General features: G+C 47.2%; 16 protein-coding genes. 5 read left to right on the top strand and 11 right to left on the bottom strand.

Features of this window, described 5'->3' with window-relative positions; translation table 11 throughout:
- The 4 genes from ACJ751_RS28940 to ACJ751_RS28925 form a co-directional block, all read right to left on the bottom strand.
- The coding region (locus ACJ751_RS28940; protein ID WP_407749027.1) for a TolC family protein at window positions 1-817 on the bottom strand (817 nt) is incomplete at its 3' end.
- On the bottom strand, window positions 814-3,957 hold the full coding sequence (locus tag ACJ751_RS28935) for an efflux RND transporter permease subunit (RefSeq protein ID WP_407749026.1): 3,144 nt from the start codon (window positions 3,955-3,957) through the stop codon (window positions 814-816). The genes ACJ751_RS28935 and ACJ751_RS28940, both read right to left, overlap by 4 nt.
- A 165-nt stretch (window positions 3,958-4,122) precedes the next feature.
- Window positions 4,123-5,190 carry an efflux RND transporter periplasmic adaptor subunit gene (locus tag ACJ751_RS28930; RefSeq protein WP_407749025.1) on the bottom strand — a complete coding sequence of 356 codons (1,068 nt, stop codon included), beginning with the start codon at window positions 5,188-5,190 and terminating at the stop codon, window positions 4,123-4,125.
- A 143-nt stretch (window positions 5,191-5,333) separates the two neighbouring features.
- On the bottom strand, window positions 5,334-5,609 hold the full coding sequence (locus ACJ751_RS28925; protein ID WP_407749024.1) for an ArsR/SmtB family transcription factor: 276 nt from the start codon (window positions 5,607-5,609) through the stop codon (window positions 5,334-5,336).
- A 78-nt stretch (window positions 5,610-5,687) separates the two neighbouring features.
- Here ACJ751_RS28925 and ACJ751_RS28920 point away from each other — a divergent pair, with 78 nt between their 5' ends.
- Window positions 5,688-6,335 (top strand): trimeric intracellular cation channel family protein, encoded by a 648-nt coding sequence (locus ACJ751_RS28920; RefSeq protein ID WP_407749023.1) that lies wholly within the window; start codon window positions 5,688-5,690, stop codon window positions 6,333-6,335.
- A gap of 4 nt (window positions 6,336-6,339) precedes the next feature.
- Here the strand turns inward: ACJ751_RS28920 and ACJ751_RS28915 are convergent, their stop codons facing one another.
- The gene (locus ACJ751_RS28915) at window positions 6,340-6,645 is read right to left on the bottom strand and encodes a YbaB/EbfC family nucleoid-associated protein (RefSeq protein ID WP_407749022.1); all 306 of its coding nucleotides are present in this window, start codon (window positions 6,643-6,645) and stop codon (window positions 6,340-6,342) included.
- Window positions 6,646-6,770: 125 nt separating this feature from the next.
- On the opposite strand from ACJ751_RS28915, the gene ACJ751_RS28910 reads away from it, so the two are divergent.
- On the top strand, window positions 6,771-7,871 hold the full coding sequence (locus ACJ751_RS28910) for a Gfo/Idh/MocA family protein (RefSeq protein WP_407749021.1): 1,101 nt from the start codon (window positions 6,771-6,773) through the stop codon (window positions 7,869-7,871).
- The gene (locus ACJ751_RS28905) at window positions 7,868-8,830 is read left to right on the top strand and encodes a glycoside hydrolase family 5 protein (protein WP_407749020.1); all 963 of its coding nucleotides are present in this window, start codon (window positions 7,868-7,870) and stop codon (window positions 8,828-8,830) included. Before ACJ751_RS28910 ends, ACJ751_RS28905 begins: the two co-directional genes overlap by 4 nt.
- Before the next feature lie 9 nt (window positions 8,831-8,839).
- Here ACJ751_RS28905 and ACJ751_RS28900 read toward each other — a convergent pair whose 3' ends face one another.
- Together ACJ751_RS28900 and ACJ751_RS28895 are read right to left on the bottom strand one after the other, a co-directional pair.
- Window positions 8,840-10,741, bottom strand: coding sequence for a monovalent cation:proton antiporter-2 (CPA2) family protein (locus ACJ751_RS28900; protein WP_407749019.1), 1,902 nt, complete (start codon window positions 10,739-10,741; stop codon window positions 8,840-8,842).
- Between the two features lies 1 nt (window position 10,742).
- Window positions 10,743-11,351, bottom strand: coding sequence for an NAD(P)H-dependent oxidoreductase (locus tag ACJ751_RS28895; protein ID WP_407749018.1), 609 nt, complete (start codon window positions 11,349-11,351; stop codon window positions 10,743-10,745).
- An 80-nt stretch (window positions 11,352-11,431) separates the two neighbouring features.
- On the opposite strand from ACJ751_RS28895, the gene ACJ751_RS28890 reads away from it, so the two are divergent.
- Window positions 11,432-12,385 (top strand): YihY/virulence factor BrkB family protein, encoded by a 954-nt coding sequence (locus tag ACJ751_RS28890; protein ID WP_407749017.1) that lies wholly within the window; start codon window positions 11,432-11,434, stop codon window positions 12,383-12,385.
- A gap of 145 nt (window positions 12,386-12,530) precedes the next feature.
- On the opposite strand, the gene ACJ751_RS28885 is transcribed toward ACJ751_RS28890, so the two are convergent.
- Window positions 12,531-13,595, bottom strand: coding sequence for an NADH:flavin oxidoreductase/NADH oxidase (locus ACJ751_RS28885; protein WP_407749016.1), 1,065 nt, complete (start codon window positions 13,593-13,595; stop codon window positions 12,531-12,533).
- A gap of 39 nt (window positions 13,596-13,634) precedes the next feature.
- The gene (locus ACJ751_RS28880; protein ID WP_407749015.1) at window positions 13,635-14,102 is read right to left on the bottom strand and encodes an Lrp/AsnC family transcriptional regulator; all 468 of its coding nucleotides are present in this window, start codon (window positions 14,100-14,102) and stop codon (window positions 13,635-13,637) included.
- 296 nt (window positions 14,103-14,398) lie between these two features.
- On the opposite strand from ACJ751_RS28880, the gene ACJ751_RS28875 reads away from it, so the two are divergent.
- Window positions 14,399-15,529, top strand: coding sequence for a cysteine desulfurase family protein (locus ACJ751_RS28875; RefSeq protein WP_407749014.1), 1,131 nt, complete (start codon window positions 14,399-14,401; stop codon window positions 15,527-15,529).
- A gap of 118 nt (window positions 15,530-15,647) precedes the next feature.
- Here ACJ751_RS28875 and ACJ751_RS28870 read toward each other — a convergent pair whose 3' ends face one another.
- Complete coding sequence (locus tag ACJ751_RS28870; RefSeq protein ID WP_407749013.1) at window positions 15,648-16,550, bottom strand: metallophosphoesterase family protein; 903 nt, start codon at window positions 16,548-16,550, stop codon at window positions 15,648-15,650.
- Between the two features lies 1 nt (window position 16,551).
- Window positions 16,552-18,312, bottom strand: coding sequence for a RagB/SusD family nutrient uptake outer membrane protein (locus ACJ751_RS28865; protein WP_407749012.1), 1,761 nt, complete (start codon window positions 18,310-18,312; stop codon window positions 16,552-16,554).
- Window positions 18,313-18,388 lie beyond the last annotated feature (76 nt).

Below are 18,388 nucleotides of genomic sequence, written 5' to 3'. Positions count from 1 at the left end.
GCAACAATGCCTGCAGGTCGGGCCGCTGACGCAGCGCCTGCTCGTATAGTTCATTTTCTGAAGGAATGGCTATGGGGGTATTTGCCACCAGGGAATCTGTAAGGGTGATCTGCGTTAGTGAATCCATTCCCATCAGGGTGATCAATTGTTGCTTGCCTGTTTCAATGGCGTAGTTCAGTTTGAGCATATCCGGTTTCAGATTCTCTACCGCCGTATAAGCCCGGAGTGTATCAACCCGTAAACCGCGGCCCTGGGCGAGCAATGATCTTGCATCGGCCAATGCTTTTTCATTACGCAACAGGCTTTCCTGCTGCAGTTTTAACCGTTCTGCCAGCACCAGGATGCCGAGATAGGTTTGTTGCACATCAGCCGCTACATTAATAGCTGATTGCCGATACATCACCTGCGATACCTGTTCCTGCAATTGCGCCACCCGGCGTGTAGGCGCGGCTACGGGATTATAGAGGGGATAGCTGGCGCTGATCACTCCCGAAAACTGGTCCCGGCCACCAAAACGATCATAGGGAACTTTACTGGTATTGCCGGTTGCGCCCAATCCGAAGAAGGTAGGCAGGGCAAAATAATGCAGGTATTGCGCTCCGAGTTGTGCTGCAGGCAGCGAAAGACTTTTCGCTATCCGTACCTGTTCGGTGGCAATGGAAATATCCAATGCATTTGCTTTTAAAGTGCGGTTGTATTGTTTTGCCAACTGCACAGCATCCTGCAAACCGAGATCTCTTTCCTGTTGAGCTTTGCCCGCCAACGGGGCAGTCATTGCAAACAGGATGATATAATAAAATAAGGATCGTGCTTTCATGATAATACTGTATTGGGTTGAAGAGATGAAACGGCAGGAGAAACTGCAGTTCCGTTTACATCGGGATGAACTGTTTTTGCTTTCCTGCTAAAATAACTGTACACCGCAGGGATCACAAAAAGGGTAAGCACACCGGCGAATACCAGTCCGCCTACTACTACAATACCCAGTGAAGCGCGGCTGCCGGAAGAGTTACCCAAACTGAGTGCAATTGGCAGGGCGCCGAAGATCATCGCCAGGGTGGTCATCAGGATAGGTCTGAAACGGGAAGCGGCTGCTACTATAACGGCCTCACGTACATTCATGCCTTCCTTCTTTCGCTGGTTGGCAAATTCCACGATCAGGATACCATTCTTTGTGATCAAACCGATCAGCATAATCATCCCGATCTGACTGAAGATATTGATAGAACTACCGCTGACCCACAAACTGATCAGGGCGCCTGTTACGGCCATTGGCACAGTAAGCAGAATGATGAACGGATCGATCAAACTTTCAAACTGCGCCGCCAGTACCAGGTAGATGAGGATAATAGCAAAGATGAAGGCGAACACCAGGCTCGAACTGCTTTCCTTATAATCCCGGCTTTGCCCGGCCAGCGCTGTTCTGAATCCTGTGGGTAATGTTTCTTTTGTAATGCGGTCCATTTCGTTCAGCGCTTCTCCCATGCTCACGCCCGGCGCCGGTGTGGCCTGGATGGTTACACTGTAACTTTGATTGTACCGGTAAATAGCGGGTGGACTAATCCCTTCGTGCAACGACACCAGGTTATCTAACGGCACCATTTCATTATTAGATGATTTCAGAAAAATCGAACGCAGGTTTTCCGGGGTAGAACGTTCAGCCCTTTCCAGTTGCCCGATCACTTCATATTGGCGGTCGTTGTAGATAAAGTATCCGTAACGGCGTCCGCTCAATGCTAATTGCAGGGAGCGACCGATCTCCTGGGTAGAGATGCCTAACTGCGCCGCGCGCTGGCGATCGATGGAGATACTGATCTCGGGCCGGTTCACTTTGAAATCAGGATTTACGAAACTCAGCTTTTTGCTGCCATAAACAGCCCCGGTGAGTTTCGGCATTACTGCTATCAGCTGTTTCAGATCGGGCGCCTGCACCACATATTCAATGGGCTGACTGGATGCAAAACCACCGATGGTTGGGATCTGTATCGGGATCACGATCACATTGCGGAACCGGGTGCTGGCCGCCACCAGTTTTTCATACACCTGTTGCTGTGTCATACCGCTTTTTCGTTTGTGTGGGTCTTCTAAAAACACCCACTGGAATCCACTGTTGGCAGGTTGTACCAATGAGCCTACACCAGCCGCCACCGCAGCATAGGTTACGTTATTATTGAGATCGGGAATGGAATCCGCCACATAGTTGCTGATCTCCTGCATGGATGCTTCCATACTCTCGAAGGAGGTGCCTTCGGGTGCAATCACCGCCAGTCCTACCAGCGAGCGATCTTCCAGCGGGGCCAGCTCTGATGGCAATTTGGGCGCCAGCCAGTAGGCAATACCAAAAGAAAGAATGAGCAACGCAAAACCCAGCCAGCGAAAACGCATAAAACCTTTCAGCAGGCTTTCATAACCGTTATTCAATTTTACAAAGAAAGGTTCCGTTTTACGGTACAGCCAGTTGTGGTGGGCGCCTGCTTTCAGCAGGTAAGCGCTCATCATAGGCGACAAGGTGAGGGCCACAAATGCGGAGATCAATACAGAGCCGGCTACCACCACCACAAACTCTTTAAACAGTTTACCGGTAATACCACCCAGGAACATGATGGGGAGGAACACCGCCGCCAGCGTAATAGTAGTGGATATTACGGCAAAGTAGATCTCGTTAGAACCCTTACGGGCTGCTTCCAGCGGCTTCATCCCCTCTTCCACCTTCGAATAAATATTCTCCAGTACTACAATGGCATCGTCAACCACCAACCCAATGGCCAGTACCAGGCCCAGCAGGGTAAGCACGTTGATGGAGTAATTCATTATGTACATGATGAAGAACGCTGAAACGATCGACACCGGAATAGCCACTAATGGGATCAGCGTACTGCGCCAGTCGCGCAGGAAAATGAAAATGATAATGGTCACCAACCCGAATGCGAGGATCAGGGTCTCTTCCACTTCAGAGAGGGAGTTCTTTACCGGAACGGTGAAGTCTTTACCCAGCCTGATATTATATTCCTTCGGCGCCGTTTTGATGATCTCTTCAAAACGTTTGTTGAATTCATCTACAATAGCCAGTGAGTTCGCCCCGCGTTGTGGTTGAACACCTGTACCCACCCCAAAGCGGGCAGTTTTCCCTTCAGCAACGATCATGGCCGTGCGTTCGTTCTGCGAGCTCATGATGGCCTGACCTACATCCCGGAAACGAACGATGGCGCCGTTCTTCTCACTGATGATCATGTTATTGAAATCTTCTTCTGTAACCAAGCGGCCCAATGTGCGAAGCGTCATTTCTGTTTGCTGTCCTTCAATACGTCCGCTGGGCAAATCAACATTCTCGCGTTGTAATGCACTCTGGATGTCGGCGGGAGCAAGTCCATAAGAAGACAATTTCACCGGGTCCATGCGCAACCGCATGGCGCGTTTGCGGCCTGCATACGATTCCACCAATCGCACGCCGGGTATGGATTGCAACCGCTCCTTGATATTGATGTTCACGAAGTCGGTAATATCTTCCAGGCTTTTGGTATCGCTTTGCACGGTGAGGAACACCAGGAACTCGGGCGGACCTGATTTTTCCACGATGGTGGGTTCAATATCAACCGGTAGTTGCTGACGTGATTTGGAAACCTTGTCACGCACATCATTGGCGGCAGCTTCCAGGTCTGTATTCATGTTGAATTCAACAGTGATGATGCTCACCTGCTCCCGGCTTACGGATGTCAGGGCGCGAATGCCGTTGGCTTCTGCAATAGCTTCTTCCAATGGTTTGGTTACCTGCGAAGCAATGATATCGGCACTTGCTCCGGGATAAACGGTTGTTACGGTCACAATGGGCGAATCTGTTACCGGGTACTCACGGGTACCTAGGAAAGTATAGCCTACTATGCCAAATAAGATCAATAGAACTGACATCACCCCGGCCAATACAGGCCTGGAGATGCTCATTTGTGAAATGGCACTCATATAATTAATTAAAATTGGTAATTAGAAAGGGAGTATGGTTGCGGGTTACAGGTTACAGGTTGCAGGGTTCAGCCTATAGTTTTAAGTGTTGTGTTTGTTGTTCTAAGTTTAAGTTATTAAGTTCGTAAGTTCTTAGGTTTGCTAGTTTCAGGGGCGCCAGCAGAGCTATTTCACGTTCACAACGCGAACGTCTGCGCCGGGCGACAAACGCAACTGGTTACTGACAATAACGGTATCGCCTGCCCCAATTCCTTTTGTGATCTGAACGCTCTCTGCGTCGCGCTGCCCTACTACCACCGGCGTTGCCTGTGCTTTACCATTTTTCAGCAGGAATACAGCGTATCCCTGAGAGGAGGGCATCAGGCTTTGACTTGGTATCTGCAGGGCATCGTTGGTGGTATGCAAGGCAATGGCCAGATGGGCGCTTTGTCCGGTCACCAGTTTACCGTTAGGGTTAACCGCAATAGCTCTTACCAGCAGGGTCCTGGTGGCGTGATCTACAAAAGATTCCTTGGAGATCACGGTGGCATTGAACTGGGTGCTGTCGCCCTCCACACTGAACAATTGATGGGTACCCGGATTAACCAGGTTGGCATATTTTTCCGGAACAGAGAATTCCACTTTTACCTGGGCATCATCCACGATCGTCGTAAGCGGTGCATTGGGCGAAACCAGTGCGCCGGGATACGTGCGAATGATACCGATCTTTCCGGAAAAGGGCGCCCGGATGCGGGTTTTGTCGATAGTGGTTTCCAGTTGCCTGATCTCTGCTTTCAAAACGGCTAAATTAGTGGCAGCCTGGTCATAGTCCTGTTGTGATGCGGCATCATGTGCAATCAGGTCTTTCAGGCGGGCTTCATTGAGCGCAGCCAGTTTTTCCTGTTGATGAAGCCGTTCCATCTGGGCCTGCAGGTCTGCATCATCCAATTGAAAAAGCAGGGCGCCTTTGGCTACCCGATGGCCCTCTTTCACGGGCACGCTCACCACTTTTTTGGTCAGTTCGCTGGAGATGGATACTTCCTGGTTGGCGGCAAGGGTACCTGCTATCTCGATCAATTGTTTTACGGCTCCCGGCGCTACTACATGTACATCAGCCGGAATGCCCGGCGCCGCTGCAATGGCTGCAGAGGTTGCCGGTTCGCCCTCGTTCGCCCGGCTGGTACAGGCATTAAGAAATAGTATAAAAAGAAACGATAGTAAGACCGAAAGACTGGTCGGTAATAAACGGTTCATAGCGCTGAAATTTAATAGATATATTTGTTTCGATGTTTTTATTCTAAAAAAAATCCATTGACTGGATTTGAATTGGGAATAAATTCGATCACAAACGTATTGAAACATTTCGATACGTCAATCATTTTTTTCAAAAAATTTTTCTAAACTTTCAGGGCTGTCAGGAAGTTTACATACTGATCGATCACCTTGTTATTCAGGGTGTATTTTACTTCCCGGCCTTCTTTTTCTGCGATGATCAATTCAGCATCAGTGAGTTGTTTAAGGTGGTGGGATACAGACGGCTGCGCCAGTTCAATGATCTCGTTTATCTCGGAACAATACAGGCAGGCCTTATTCTTATGGAGGGATTTGAGGATCTGCAATCTGTTGGGATCTGCCAATGCCTTCGAAATTTTTTCTACCTTCTTAAGTTCCATAACAAATTGTTTACGCTATTAAGACAGGTAAAAGTACAATTTTTTTATTGTACTTATATTTACGGCCAATTCTTCAACATGAAAGAAGACCTGCTCAAACTGATCGATATCCTGGGTACCATCACCTTTGCCATCTCGGGGGTGTTTGCCGCCATGCAAAAGCGGTTGGATATTTTTGGGATCCTGATCATTTCTTTTATTACATCCATCGGGGGCGGAACGTTAAGAGATGTGCTGCTGGGTGATCTGCCGGTAAAATGGATGCGGGATATTGAAACCCCGGCCATTATTCTGGTGAGCGCTATATGCGCAATCCTGTTCAGGAACATCATTAAAAATTTTCAGAAGACCTTATTCATTTTCGATTCCCTGGGTTTGGGTTTCTTTACGGTGCTGGGTCTGCAAAAAGGAATAAAGTTTGGTTTAAACCCCGGCATCTGTATAGTGCTTGGCACCATCACCGGTTGTTTTGGCGGAGTTATAAGAGATATTCTGCTCAACAATATCCCTTTGATCTTCAGGCGGGAAATTTATGCCACCGCCTGCATCCTGGGTGGCATTATCTATTTCATTTTGTATGGGACCAGTTTCCCCAAAGAATGGCTGGACGTTACTGTTATGCTGGTTGTTTTTATCATCCGCTTCCTGGCCGTGAAATATAACTTTGTTCTACCTGATCTGTATAGTGACAAAAAAGGCCGTCCGCCATTTGGCGGACAGCCATGATTTTTTATAATCCCAGTCCACCTAACATACCACCGGCCAAACCTTTCATTTCATCATCAAAGGCCTGTTCGGCTTTTGTAAGCGCCCGGTTCAGCGCTGTAATAAGCAGGTCTTCCAGTTCTTCTTTTTTGTCAGGCGCCATCAACTGGTTATTTATTGAAATGGCTTTCACCTCCCGGTTGCCGGTTACCGAAACTTTTACCAGTCCGTTGCCGGCATCCCCATCAATAATTACAGAACCAAGCTTTTGCTTGCCTTCCTGCATTTTCTGTTGCGCTTCCTGCAATTTGCTAAGCATATCTCCGAACATATAATATACGTTTAAGACCACAAAGGTATATTAATTACTACAGGCATCTCAAAAATGTCTTATCTTCAGCATACACGCCACTACCAGTGGTGCGCCATTATCACAAACCTGTAAAATCCTGTTACATGAACACTATTTCACGGAGACGTGTAATTAAAACGATTGCAACCGGCAGCGGCCTTCTGCTTCTTTCCCCTAAATCGATCTTTGCTTCCCCTACCCGCTTTAAAGACAAATTAGGTGTAGCCCTGGTAGGACTAGGCTATTATAGTACCGATCTGCTGGCGCCTGCCTTACAACAAACAAAACATTGTTACCTGGCAGGTATTGTTACCGGCACCCCGGCCAAAGCGGAAGCCTGGAAGCAGAAATACAATATTCCTGATAAGAATATTTACAATTATCAAAACTTCGATTCCATTGCCAATAACCCTGATATTGACGTGATCTATGTTGTGTTACCGCCCTCTATGCACAAGGAGTATGTGGTCAGGGCAGCGAATGCCGGCAAGGAAGTGTGGTGCGAAAAACCCATGGCGTTAAATGAAGCGGAATGTAAGGCAATGATCGAAGCCTGCCGATCGAACAAAAAATCACTGGCCATTGGTTACCGCCTGCACCATGAACCCAATACACAGGAATGGCGCGGTATTGTAAAAGACAAAAAGCTGGGCAGGGTTACCAAAGTTAATTGTGGCGCAGCCTATCGCGAGAACCGCACCGACCACTGGAAACAGAAAAAAGAAATGGGCGGCGGCGTTTTATACGACATGGGCGTTTACGCCATACAGGGAGCAAGACTGGGTACCAATATGGAACCGGTGGCCATTGTTTCTGCGCAAACATCTACTACCAGACCGGAGATCTATAAGAACGGACTGGATGAAACAACCATCGCCACCCTGGAATTTCCCGGCGGTGTAACGGCCGATATCAAAACCAGTTTTGGGGAGAACTTCAATTTCCTCAATATCACCTGTGAAAAGGGAGAGATACAAATAAAACCCTATTCTGAATATAATGGCCAGAACGGCACCAGCCCGCTGGGTACCATCAACCACCCTTACAATATTCCTTATCAACAGGCAAAGCAAATGGATGATGATGCACTGAGCATTATAAATAAAAAGCCAATGCTGGTGCCGGGCGAAGAAGGCCTGCGCGACATCAGGGTAGTAGAAGCAATCTATAAATCAGCCGCCACGAAACAACGGGTTAGTTTATGAAAAAGACAGGGTCCGTATTCATTTTAATTTTTATTATTCTCAGCGGTTTTGCCCAAACAGTAAAAGTCAATGGCGCTTTAAAAGTAGTGGGTACAAAACTAGTGAATCAAAAAGGGCAGCCGGTGATCCTGCGTGGAATGAGTTTGGGCTGGCATAACTGGTGGCCGCGGTTTTATAATGCCGGCGCCATAAGCTGGTTACAAAAAGACTGGGGTTGTACAGTTATTCGCGCAGCCATAGGCGTTGAACCGGATAGCGGGTATATTAAATATCCGGCCTGGGGAATGGAAAAAGCAAAAACAGTGATCGATGCCGCCATTAAAGATGGTGTGTATATTATAGTCGACTGGCACAGTCATCACATCCGACAGGAAGAAGCCAAACAATTCTTCACTGAAATAGCCACCGCATACGGCAAATATCCCAATATCATTTACGAAATTTTTAATGAACCCGCTGAGAACACCTGGCCTGAGGTAAAAGCTTATTCTATAGAACTGATAAAAACCATCCGGGCCATCGACCCGGATAACGTGATCCTGGTTGGCTCGCCGCACTGGGACCAGGATGTGCAGATCGTTGCCGATGATCCCATAAAAGGGTATAAAAACCTGATGTACACGCTTCACTATTATGCAGGCACCCATAAGCAGGACCTGCGCGACAGAGGCGATTATGCACTGAAAAAAGGCATCCCCCTGTTTATTTCCGAGTCTGGGGGTATGGACCATACAGGTGATGGCCCCATCAACACCCCCGAATGGATCAAATGGATTGAATGGTCAGAAAAAAACAAGATCAGCTGGGTAGACTGGTGTGTAACGGATAAAAAAAATGTAACCTGCTCTGTTCTGCAACCCACCGCTTCTTCAACAGGGCCCTGGAGCATGAACGACCTGCCGCCATGGGGTATACAAGCCAGGTCGCTCATTCGAAAATATAGCGGGTTAAAACCTTAAGCAACCTGCTTACTGCAGCGGGTTCTCCTGTATGGAAGCACGCACTTCTTCGATCAACTTATCGGGGTCCCAGGAAAGATCGCTTTCACCAGTGAAATATTGCCTGTCCGACTGCAGCGTGGCCTCTATTTCTTCCATGTACTTTCTTGCCTCTACCACATATTCATCGGGGTTTCTTATGGCCGACAATCTTTTCAGATTGGCCTCATCATACCGCATAAAATTTCTTGCCAGGCGCTGGGCAGTGTATTTTCTGAAACCCAGCATGCTCATCACATCTACCCCCACCCGTAAACTTGTATCCAGTGTTTCCCTGTATATATGCAGCATACCGGCGTTCATGAGATCGTAGGCATCGTACCGGTTGGCCGACCGCACCAGCATATGAATATTGGGAAAATTCATTTTTATGGTCTCTATCATCTCCAGCCTTTTTTCGGGCGAGCTGATGGCTATCACAATGATCTTTGCTTTATCTGCCCCGGCAGCCTGTAACAGGTCAACCCGGGAGGCATCGCCATAAAAAGCTTTTAAACCCATTTTTCGCACTGTATCCACGCGGTCAGAATCCAGATCGAGGTACGTGGCCGGGATCTGGTTCGCCCGCAAAAAACGCCCGATGGTACTTCCAAAGTGACCAAACCCGGCAATGATGACCGGATTCTTTTCATCGATCTCATCGGCCGGTCTTTCTTCGGTTTCGCCTGTGCCCACCCGGGGCAGGATGAATTTTTCATTGGCCAGGATAATCAACGGCGTTAATCCCATGCTGATGGCAACCACGGCAGTCATTATACTGGTGGTTTCCTGCGATAGTATGCCCTGCTGAAAAGAAAATGAAAACAACACAAACGCAAATTCTCCTACCTGCGTAAGGCTGAAGGAGAAAATGAAGTTCTGTTCGGTTCCCATTTTAAACACTTTTCCAAGCAGGAACAAAACAAGCGCCTTCACCGCGATCAATATCAACACCCACATTATTATTTCCTTCAAATGCTGTGACACCAGTCCAAAATCTATAGAGGCGCCCACGGCTATAAAAAACACCCCGAGCAACAATCCTTTAAAGGGTTCTATATCGCTTTCGAGTTCATGCCGGTATTCGCTGTTGGCTAAAACAACGCCCGCTAAAAACGCACCTAAAGCAGGACTAAGCCCGATCCTTCCCATCAACACGGCAATACCTACAACGATCAGCAGGGCTGTTGCGGTAAAAATTTCGCGCATCTTGGTTTTGGCCACCAGCCGCAACAAGGGCCGTACTGCCATTCTACCCACGACAATAACCGCAGCGATAGTACCTAATACGATGGCAGCATGCAACCAGGCCGGTTGCCCATCAACCCAGGTGCCCGCATCGTGGGCATCAGTAGTTGGTTTATGCAGAATATCTGTTGTTGCCAGCAAAGGGAAAAGGGCCAACATGGGGATTACCGCAATATCCTGGAACAACAATACCGCAAAGGCGCTTTGACCGGCGGATGTGCGCATCAATTCTTTCTCCGCCATGGTTTGCAATACAATGGCGGTGGATGACAAAGACAGGATCATGCCTAACGCCAATGCCTGTTGCCAGTTAAAGTGAAAGAGCATGGCAATGCCCGCTATAAATATTGTGCTTACTATCACCTGTAATCCGCCCAGACCGAGAATTGATTTACGGAGCTTCCATAACAATTCCGGTTCCAGTTCCAACCCAATTAAAAACAACATCATTACAACGCCAAACTCGGCGTAATGCATAATATCCTGCCCTTCGGCGCCCACAAACCCCAATACAGATGGGCCGATGAAAACGCCGGCAATCAAATAACCTAATACCGAACCTAAACCCGACTTTTTCGCCAGCGGAACAAACAATACCGCCGCTCCCAGGAAGACCAGGGCTTTATAAAAAAATGAATGTTCCATATTATGCCAGGTTGTTTTCTGAGGTTTCAATAAGGTCGTTTAAACAGGAAGCCTGCATCATCTCTTCATCCTTTAAACTTTCCTGCCGTAGCCGTAGCAGCAGCTGGCCGTATTTATGTCCATACTCATTTATCTGTGGCAATTCCAGTTTATGCGTTCCCGAAACCCAGAAAGGCGGCAGGTAGGTCATGCGGCAAATTTCTGCGGTGCGTTCATACGGCTTCAGCACTTCATTAATGGTGCATTGCTGATAACCCTCCCGCTGATAGGCCTGCAAACTTCCACCGGAGGTGATCACATTAAAAAGTTTTTTACCCTTTAATGCATACCCGTTTTTTCCGTATGCCCAGCCATGTTCCAGCACCAGGTCCTGCCATTGTTTTAACAAAGCAGGCGCGCTGTACCAATACAATGGGTGTTGCCAGATAATGATGTCGTGTGCCAGGAGCAATTCCTGTTCGCGTTTAACATCGATATCGAAGTCGGGGTAATTTTCGTACAGATCGTTCAAGGTTATTCCGGTCTGTTGGGGAATATAATGCAGCAGTCGTTTATGCACGCGGGACTTTTCCAGTACCGGATGAGCAAAAATTATTAAGATCTTCCTCATGTTCCACTGGTTTAAATAATGCAACTTAAAGAGAATTTGAACATTTTCTCTAAGGTATCACTTAAATTTAAGGTCATAAGATGGAGAAACAAAAAATCAGATGGAGCCTGCCGGTATTAGGAAAACTGCTAAAGGATTCCTTTAACCGGCTGCAACAGAACGACCCGTTGCGGATGGCCGGCGCTACTGCCTTTTTTACCAGCTTTGCCCTGCCGCCCATAATGGTGCTGCTTTTTCAGTTCTTCAGTATTTTTTTCAGCAAAAAACTGGTGGGTACCGAACTGCGCAATGTGCTTACTACCTCACTGGGGAAAGAAAATGCAGAACAATTGCGGGTCACGGCCCGCGGATTGCGCAACCTTGCACAAAACTGGTACATGGTGGTGATAGGTATTTTGTTCCTGATCTTTGTGTCCACCACTTTGTTCAAGGTCATTCGAAATACGTTGAACGATATCTGGAATATTCGTCCTGAAAAGTCGGGGTTCCTGTATGACCTTACCGTACGGGGCCGCTCATTGGTGCTTATACTGGCGGCAGCCATACTTTTTATGGCCAGTGAAATTATTGCAATAGCGCGTGAAGTGGCCGGTAAATATTTCGAAAGCTTTTGGCCGAAGGGCAGTGAATTTTTCACCGGCCTTATGAACGAGTTCATTGGCATGCTCACCATTATCGTGTGGTTTATTGTGCTGTTCAGGTTCCTGGCCAATGCCCGCCCTTCGTGGCGGGTGGCCATTGTTGGCGGTTTGTTAACAGGCGTGCTGTTTTATTTTGGCAAATTGTTTCTTTCTTATATGATGGGGCATAGCAATGCCGGTATTGTTTATGGCGCAGGCGCTGCTTTGGTATTAATTCTGCTGTTTATGTTTTATTCCTCTTTTATTTTATACTTCGGCGCCTGCTTTATAAAAGAATATTCCCTGCTTACGAATGACCCCATTGTGCCTGCACATAAAGCTTATGAGTACGAGCTGCAAAAAGTTATGGAGGAGAATGGCAAACGGCAGACGGCAGACGGCAAACAAGGCTGATGAAAGGCAAAGATGCGAATCGTGAAACAGCAACTGGACCGCCGACCAGCCGGGAAGTTTGACTGAATGCAAAAGCGGCTTTTTCTTACGAAAGGCAATCGAAGCAAAAGAATTTCTGCCTTCTGCCTTCTGCCGTCTGCCCTCTTTAAAATCTCGCCCGTTCATACTGCACCGGCCATTCTACTTTTTCTTTTAATTCATGCGCAGCAAGCAGGGGAAAATAAGGTTGGCGAAGCAGTTCACGCGCCATGATGATCATATCGGCATCACCATTCGTTAAAATGGTTTCTGCCTGAATAGCGGTGGTGATCATACCAACCGTGCCGGTGAGGATCCCGGTTTCTTTTTTAATGCGGGAAGCAAAAGGTAATTGATACGCCGGACCAATAGTAATTTGTTGATGATGCGCCAACCCGCCCGATGAAACATCTATCAGGTCAATCCCTTTCTGTTTCAGGATGTGGGCCAACTGCACAGATTCCTCCAGGTTCCAGCCACCCTCTACCCAGTCGCTGGCAGAGATGCGCACCAGCAATGGCAGCTCATTTGGCCAAACGGTTTGAACGCCTGCAATAATTTCCAGCAATAAACGAATACGGTTTTCGAACGAACCGCCATATTTATCGGTTCGATGATTGCTGAGCGGAGACAAAAACTCATGCACCAGGTAACCATGCGCGCCATGGATCTCAATTACTTTAAAACCCGCCCGCAACGCCCGGCTGGCGGCAATAGTAAAGTCGCTGATCACTTTTTGAATACCTGCTTCATCCAACGCAACAGGCATGGGGTAATTAGCTGAAAATGCAATGGCAGAAGGCGCCACCACGTCCCAACCTCCATCTTCAATTGATACTTTACCGCGGCCTTCCCACGGCACATTGGTGCTGGCTTTACGGCCGGCATGCGCCAGTTGAATGCCGGGCACTGTTCCCTGCGCGGATATAAATGAAGTGATCTGTTGTAATTTTTCCAGGTGTTCCTCTTTCCAAATGCCAAGGTCATGCGGAGAAATACGCCCCTCCGGCGAAACAGCGGTTGCTTCTGTAATAATAAGTCCGGCCCCACCTACTGCCCTGCTGCCTAAATGCACCAGGTGCCAGTCTGAGGCAAACCCATCTACACTGGTATACTGGCACATGGGTGAAACGGTAATCCGGTTCTTTATCTCTATTGATCTAATTTGAAGCGGTGTGAACAGGTGTGACATATTCCAATAATTAAGGAATAAAGATACCGCAGTTTCTACCTATATAGGATATGCCGTAATGCTTTTTGTTTCTGACAATACAAAGAAACTTTGTACGGTTGTGATATTGGGCAGGGTGGCCAGCTTGTTACGATAAAAATCGTGATAGGCATCCATATCGCTGGTAGCAATACGCAGAATAAAATCAAAAGTGCCCGTCATCTGAAAACATTCCATCACTTCGGGAAAGCGCGCTACTTCTTTTTCAAAATTAGCCAGGGTTTGCGCGGTATGGTCATGCAGCAGTACCTGCGAAAAAGCGATCAACCCTTTGTTTACTTTTTTTCTGTCGAGCAGGGCTACAATTTTTTTTACATACCCTTCTTCTTTTAATCGTTTGATGCGCTCATGAACAGTAGCCACAGACTTATTCAATTCAAAAGCGATCTCCTTATTTGTAAGGGAGGCATCTTTTTGTAAAAGCCGGAGTATTTGCCAGTCGGTGGCATCCAATTGGGAGGTGTTCATATTGAAAAAGAATCAGTAAATAACGTTCAACAAATCAATTATCCGAATAAAATTAGGAAAATACCCGGTTCTACCATAAAATTTACGGCAAAATGTCAAAGTCATTGGAAATAAGCCAGAACTCATTCAATTTTAACCTAAATTATTCGCTCACTTACAGCTACACAACGACTTTTTGATTATGATGAAAGTATAGCCAACGCTCATCATGCAGGTAAGCCGGTAATGAATAATTATCGGCCTCGCCTGCGCGAAAAGTGTGAAAACATTTACTAACAAATACTACCAAACTGTCTATGTCCCGGATCATTTACTTTGACAATGCTGCTACCACGCCTTTAGCCAATGAAGTGCTTGAAGTAATGTTGCCCTTCATGAAGGAAAATTTCGGCAATCCTTCCTCTTCTTATTCCGCAGGCAGAACTGCGCGGTTAGGCCTGGAAGTTGCCCGCAAAAAGGTAGCGCACTTGTTAGGAGTAACCCCCACCACTATCTTTTTTACCAGTGGTGGAACAGAAAGCAATAACACCGCGATTGCTGCAGCGGTCAGGGACCTGGGTTGCACGCACATTATCACTTCTCCTATTGAACACCATGCGGTATTACATACCGTAGAACATTACAGCCGCCATAATAATATCTCTTTTACCCTGGTAGCCTTAACAGAAAGCGGGGAAATAGATTATGAAAACCTGGAGCAGCAATTACAGTTGCACACGCATGCCGGGAAAAAAGTATTGGTTTCGCTTATGCATGCCAATAATGAGATCGGCACTTTGCTGGATATGCAACGGGTTGGAAAGCTCTGCCAACAACACAACGCCATTTTCCATTCGGACTGTGTTCAAACCGTAGGGCATTACCCGCTGAATTTATCAGAAGCCGGCGTGCATTTTATTTCCGGCGCCGGTCATAAATTTCATGGTCCCAAAGGCGTTGGGCTGTTGTATGTAAGCAATGAAGTAAAAATTCAGCCGCTGTTGTATGGGGGCGGACAGGAACGCAACATGAGGGCCGGAACCGAGAACACCTATGGTATAGTGGGTTTTGCCCGCGCACTGGAAATGGCCATGGAAGCCTACGAAAAAGAAAGCCAGTACATCGATCAGTTAAAACAATACATGAAGTCGGAATTAACTGCGGCTATCCCCGGAGTTGGTTTTAACAGTCCCGACCATTCATTATACACCGTACTGAGTGTTCGCATTCCGCAGTCACCCAAAACGGAATCTTTATTACTCGAGCTGGACATGGCCGGTATTTGTGTTTCGAGCGGTAGCGCCTGTAGCACCGGCGAGGCTTCGCATGTAATCAGAGCGCTGCGAAAAAATAACAACAGCACCACCATCCGGTTCTCGTTCAGTAAATTCAACACCCAAAGTGAGATAGATGTGGTGGTGGCGAAATTGAAAGAGTTGCTTTCGTAAGGCAGAAGGCAAAGGGCAGAGGGCAAAGATGGCTCAAGACATTGGAACATTCCGCTCTATTTTCATTTTCACTCAATTTATTTCCCAATCCCTTTATCAACTCTATCAACTTGTTAACTTAATAGTTCACATACCGCTCCTCAAAACTCCCATCTGCATAAAAGTCAATAATCCCGTAACCAGGTGCTGTTTGCCGTCTGTTGCCTTCCCACCAGGCGCCGCTTACCGCACCATTACAAATAAACGTTACGTTGTTATACACTACTTTATCCCGCAAATGTATATGCCCGCTCAAACATAATTTCACCTGCTGATGCTGGTAGAACAGATCGATAATTTTTGCCGTATCTGTATGCATCTCCCCACCCAGCATGATCCATTTATTGACGATGTTATCTGCTACCATCAGTGTTGCGGTAAGAATGGGTATATGCGACAGCACACAAACAGGCATGGCAGCCGGGGTTGCCTTTAGTTCCTGCTGCAGCCAGTTCATCTGTTCCTCGCCTAATTTGCCAATGTACCAGGTATTATCAATATCCAGGTGGGTACTGTCGAGCACAATAAACTTCCAGCCGCCTTTTGTAAAAGAATAATAAGGATTGCTTAACCCTAATTGATCCAACGAAAACTTTTTGCCATATACAGCCTGGCCTTTGTCATCTTCATTCCACCAGATATCGTGATTGCCCAACGCATATTGCATCGGGATGGAGCTTTCTGCTTTTACAATAGAATGCCAAAGATTCCATTGCGCTTTTATGGTATCCAGGTTTTCCTTGTTCATATCAAAAACAATATCACCGCCATTGAGGATCAGGTCTACCCCCGGCTTTTGACTGTGCACATGTTGTAAACAACGGCGGAAACGCGCTGGTGCATCCCATTTGTCTTTTATATGAATATCGGTGAGATGGGCTACCCGCAGCACCGGCTTTTTATTAGCCGCCTGTATGGTAATAGGGAATGCGGACCCCAAGAGGAGTCCGCCGGTATTTTTAATCCACGATCTTCTTTGCATATTATTTCCAGTTCGGATTTTGTTGCAGTTTTGTATTCAGTAGTAATTCCTGCACGGGCAAAGGAAACAGATAATCTCTGTCTTCCCTGAAATTCTTTGGAATGTTTTTGTTAATTACGATGTTGCCACCGGCTGCGCCATTTTCCAACACCACATCGGTTCCCAATTCCAGTAACTGTACATTGGGAGTAGTGGGTTTTGTTCCTGACCAAATGATCAGATCGGTAGCGCCATCCCCATCCAGGTCATAATTGCCCGTACCGGGAAAATAAGCGCCCTTGAATTGAGCCGCCAGCAAATGACCTTCGCTCCAACGCATCAGGTCGTTCCAGGCAAACCCTTCCATCACCAGTTCAATCCGGCGCTCACGTCGAATTTCCAACAATACCCCCAGGTTGGCGCCGCTTGCATGCGTGTATTGCGCTGCCAAATAAGGATCTGGATTGCTATTGGCGGCAGCCATATTCATAGCAGGCATGCCTATCCGGTCACGTAATAATTTTACCGATTGGTCAAGGTCGGTTTGGGTGAGAGAACCCAGTTCTGCCTTTGCTTCTGCAAAGTTAAGCAGCACTTCAGCATAACGAAAAACCGGTAAAGCATTGGGCGATTTGCCCAGCGCATCATTGGCCGCGCCGGTTACAAATTTTATCAGTTGATACCCGGTAACAGTGCCGGTATAGGCGGGCGGTAATGTTACATTTCCATCGAGGCGTTTATAGCCTGGCGCCCGGACTGTTTGCGATAACCGGGGATCGCGGTTTTGCATTTCATCATAGAACTGCATGGTAGCATAACCCGGTTTATCGGTAAAGCGGGAACCATCTTTCATCAGGTAACTGTTCACCAGGCTTTTTTCCAAACCCGGTTTACCAAAAGAGGGTGCGGTAGTATAATAATTCACGTTATGGAACACCTGTAGCGTAGCACTGTATTGCCGGGCCAGGAGTACTTCATCGGCAATGGGCGTTAACGCAGTAAACAGATCGCGGTACACTACATCGGCGGCGCTTTTATAAGTGGTATACACACCTGAGCTGATGAGCGCCTGCGCGGCGTTTGCCGATAATTGTAAAAAACGATTGGCATCTGGTAATTTAAACTCAGGATGGTATTTACGGAAAGTACCTTCGAACAAACAAAACCTCGACTTAAGCGCCAGCGCTGTCCATTTTGTTACTTCCGATACATTTTTGGAGGCGCCCAAATGAGCAATAGCAAAGTCAATGTCATTTACAACAGAATCCATCACCAGCGTTCTGGGATCACGCGCTTTATACAATTCAGCCGTATCACTTACTGCCAACGGTCCCGAATACCAGGGCACATCGCCAAAATGCGCTACCATGCCTGAATAGAACCATGCCCGGAAGAATTTTGCCACTGCCAGGTATTTATAAGTGATGGTAGTATCCAATCCGCCACGTGCATAATTGGCGATGAAAAAGTTTACATTTCGCAAATTGCTCCATTCCCAGCCGCCACCCGATACGGGAATAGGCCGGTTACCGGTTTGCTCCGGACTTAATCCCGTCAATACAATATTACTGGCGGTCTCGCCATACAGGCTGTAAAATTCTTTATTAGCCCCATCTGCATCCGGCACCATATTATCATAGAAAGAGCGCACATACAGCAATAATTCATTTTCTGTATTGAACCCGTTGTTGGGGGTTATTTGTGAAAGCGGTTGTCTGTCCAGCACCTTTGAACAACCCGAGAGCAACCCGCCTATGACCAGTATGGATAATAATTTTTTCATGTTTTCAGAAACAGTTTGATGATTAGAAATTAAGGTCAAGACCAAAAGAGAACTGTTTGGAGAAAGGATAGTCGCG

Source organism: Niastella sp., assembly GCF_045805085.1.
Taxonomy (GTDB): domain Bacteria; phylum Bacteroidota; class Bacteroidia; order Chitinophagales; family Chitinophagaceae; genus Niastella.
The sequence above is the reverse complement of the archived record's forward strand: the minus strand, read 5'-3'. Positions and strand labels throughout refer to the sequence as shown.